Below are 3,632 nucleotides of genomic sequence, written 5' to 3'. Positions count from 1 at the left end.
TTTATGAGCGTATTGTAAACAAAGGAAAGAGCAAAAAATTAGCGTTGATAGCTGTTGCAAATAAACTATTAAAACAGGCATTTGCTATTGCAAAATCAGGAAGACCATACGATGAAAACTTTGTTTCAAAATTAGCTTAAAATAGCTTGTTTTTTAACTCAGTTCTTTGTTACCATTTCGTTTTTTTGTAGAGTTCGTTTTAAAAATCTATACTTACAGTTGCTTTAGACTATTCTTGTATTCACTTAATCGTCTATCAGCATTTTTAGTTCCTAAATCAACTGCTTTTTGATAGTATTTCCTAGCCTTCTTTTTGTCATCCATTTGTTTATAAACATTTCCTAAGATATTATATGGTCTTGCTGCTTCAGGAAATTTATCGATATAATAAGTCATTAGCATCATTGCCATTTTAGTATTGTTGTTTTTTAAATAAAACGTAGCAAACATACTTGCGTGATTATAATGTGTAATACTTGGCATATCTTTTGGTAAAAAATCTTTAATATAACGATTGAAAGCATCATAGTTTTCATCTGTCATAGCCGTGAAAACTATGCTTTTGCATGAGTATAGATAATCCGTTGTATTTCTTTCCTCTGAAAAATGATATTTAACTTTTCTTTTCTCATAATACGACTCTAAATACTGATTTTCTCCATTTGAAATATATTCTTCAGTTGTACTAAAACGCAACACAGGATAATATTCAAAATTGGATTCAATTCCTTTATGAATGGTTTTAAAGGCTGTTGTAGGATGAGTCTCTTCGTTAAGTTTTTTGTAAGTCCATTGGAAGTTTTCTAGATGATTTTCATTTAGTAATTTGACTAAGTTATCTACTCCATATTGAGCAGGGTAGTCAGATTTTCCTGTAGTGAAAAATAGAGATGCATTTAATTTGTTATTTGATTTTAGTAAAGACTCTAATGCTTCATAACGATACTGATAGCTCTCGTTAAATGTTTTATCTAATGGAACTGGACTTGCAGCTAAATATCCAGTAAATAAATGGGGTGTTGCACCCAAAACCTCAATTACAAAGCCTCCAGAAGCTTCCCAGCCAAATAGTAAACGCTCATCAGCTGTCCTAAATTTTTTATTTATAGAAGGTATTAGTTCTTTTTCTAAAAACTGATTGAACTTTTTAGATTCTCTAGTGTACCATCCACGTTGATTTACAGCGTTTTCAATACCAACAATTATTAAATTTGGTGTCATTTTAAAACGAGAAAAATGTGTTTGAGAGGTGACTCCTTGAGAGAAAAACCATTTCCCATCTAATACATAAACTACCGGATACTTTTCTTTAGAATTAGCATAATCTTTGGGTAGACTAATTACTAACTTCACACTATCTTTTAATTCCTTAGATTCAATATACTGGTGATTATAATTAAAATTTGAATTATTATTTGTTTGACAATTCGCTTGAATATTAAGAAGGAAAGATAATAATAGTAAGCAGTAAAGTTTCTTTATCATAATTTTTTGTTCTTTGAGAGAGTCGTAAAATGAATGGTAACGACTTGAATATGGTGCGTTTGGCATTTCATCACTCATCATTATAAGTTTACTGTATAATTTATTTCTTGCTGTATTTTTCATATTTGTACCATCTGCCAAATGCACTATATTTCTTGTTATCGGCTGCCATTCTACTTCAATTGAATGGTAATTACCTTAGGGGTATAAATTTTGGGATTTGCATTTATTTTGGAAAAATCCGGATTGTTAATATCGTATGTAAGGAGCATCACATGCTTTTTCGAATCGTAATTTTGTATACACTCTCTGGGCAGATAACAAAAATTTGATTCCATATAAGAAGAATTGCCAGGTGTTACTTCAGGGATTTCATAGATATCAATTTCATCCGACCATGGACCGGTCAATGCTGGCGCTGTGCGCATTTTTATTTTATTATCCATAAACTTTATATCACAAATCATTACCCATTGCTTCATTTCCTGATGATAGTTAACCGTAGTGCTTCTAAACCCATTTACTAGAGTATCCATATCATTTGTGTTTACACCTTCTTTCCATGTCTTGTTCAAGGCATAATATTCAAAAGGTTTTTCGGTATTATCAATAAAATCAAGTTGTTTCCTTACCAGAACTTGCGCTTTATCATAACGGCTAATAAAAAAATAAATATAATTGTCCAACTTTACATGGGGTCCTATTGCCAAAAATGGGTTTCCAAAATCAGGTAAAGGAATGTATTCAATTTTCCATTTATCTGGTGAATCAGTAGGATTGCTGATTTTGGCTAGTGTATATCCTAAAAGTGAAAAATTAAAAATTTCATTTGGAGAAGCACCTTGCCTATGTCCAACTTTTACCAGAACCACATATAAATTGTCATTTATCATAAATGCATCAGGCACCCAATATTTATAGCGCTTCGTGTAGGTTTTAAATATGGGTTCCGGGTTCTCAGAATACTTGTTATTCCAGAAATATTTTACATCAGTCTCTCCATTTGGCAAACAAGTTTCAACAGCAACAGAGTTAGAGACCATTTTCATACCTGGTTCCATTCTGCTTTGCTGATTTTTAGTTCCAACCCACGTATCACTAAAAACAAACAAAGTTGTTGTTGAATTTATTGAAACGGAAACATCACCGTCACCACCAAACCAACCTTCTTTTAAGGGAAATTCAGGCATACATGTTTGCGAAATAATGGTTGAGGACTTAGCTTCTAAATCATGAATAATGACGTTTTCTTTTACCTTTTCATCAGAGCGATTGCTTATTAATAATAAGGAATTTTTAAAGATATTTTGCTCATTGCTTTGTTCTGCAATAAATGATTTTAACTCATCTGTTTTGTAAGTTAACAACATGGCATTTTTAACCCATTCATATTTGAGTGGCAAATTATTTTTCATTGCATAATTGTAAAACCATGAATAATTGGTTTCATAAAGTTGCAACGTTTCTTTGCTCATATGGATTTTGTATAATGAATGAACTGTAACGAATGTATTTCTATAATCTTCATCACCTAATGTATCAAACATTACGCCGCTAAGATCAAGATATATTTCATCTTTTATTTTTACGAACACGGCTTCAAAAGTGGATGCATTTGTTTCACTACCATATTTCAATAGATAGAAATTGTCTCCTGCTTTTTGAAATGAAACGGTCATGTCAAAGGCCGGAATTCTCCAAAAACCTTCAATTTCAGGCATCAACACTGCATCCTGTTCAGTAAAAAGTGGATGAAGCGATAATACTTTTTGTGAGTACGCTGTTGAAAGAATACAAAATGAACAAATGCAAAGTAAAAATATAATTTTCATGATTTCAGTTTTGTTTCATTTCTTATGCGTTGTTTCCAAAGTGGTTGCCGATAACGGTCTCGTATAAGAATAGTTGCGGGTTTACGTGCGAGGATTTTCCGCAGGAAAATCAGACGTAGTAAACTTGTAACGACCTTTGGTTAAGCCCAAAATTGAGCAATTATTTTTATACATTGTTAGCCTTTCGATATTTTATTTCACAAACGAATTTCTTCATCAATAAGAATTAATATTTCTTCTATTTCTTTCTGCAACTCTTTATAAATATAAATCTGATAGTCAGCTCCTATAAAAATATCATAAAAAGTGTTTTGC

General features: G+C 31.6%; 2 protein-coding genes and 1 pseudogene. 1 reads left to right on the top strand and 2 read right to left on the bottom strand.

Annotation, left to right across the window (positions count from 1 at the left end):
* Window positions 1–140, top strand: a pseudogene (locus AC15TD_RS15035) (IS110 family transposase); the annotation flags it as partial.
* A gap of 73 nt (window positions 141–213) precedes the next feature.
* Here the strand turns inward: AC15TD_RS15035 and AC15TD_RS15030 are convergent.
* Window positions 214–1,608, bottom strand: a complete 1,395-nt coding sequence (locus AC15TD_RS15030; protein WP_484452963.1) for an alpha/beta hydrolase-fold protein — start codon at window positions 1,606–1,608, stop codon at window positions 214–216.
* Window positions 1,609–1,658: 50 nt separating this feature from the next.
* Window positions 1,659–3,317, bottom strand: coding sequence for a hypothetical protein (locus AC15TD_RS15025; RefSeq protein WP_484452962.1), 1,659 nt, complete (start codon window positions 3,315–3,317; stop codon window positions 1,659–1,661).
* Window positions 3,318–3,632: the final 315 nt, after the last annotated feature.

This window comes from Yeosuana sp., from assembly GCF_057126245.1.
Note: the sequence above shows the minus strand (reverse complement) of the source record. Positions and strands in the feature narration are given on the sequence as shown.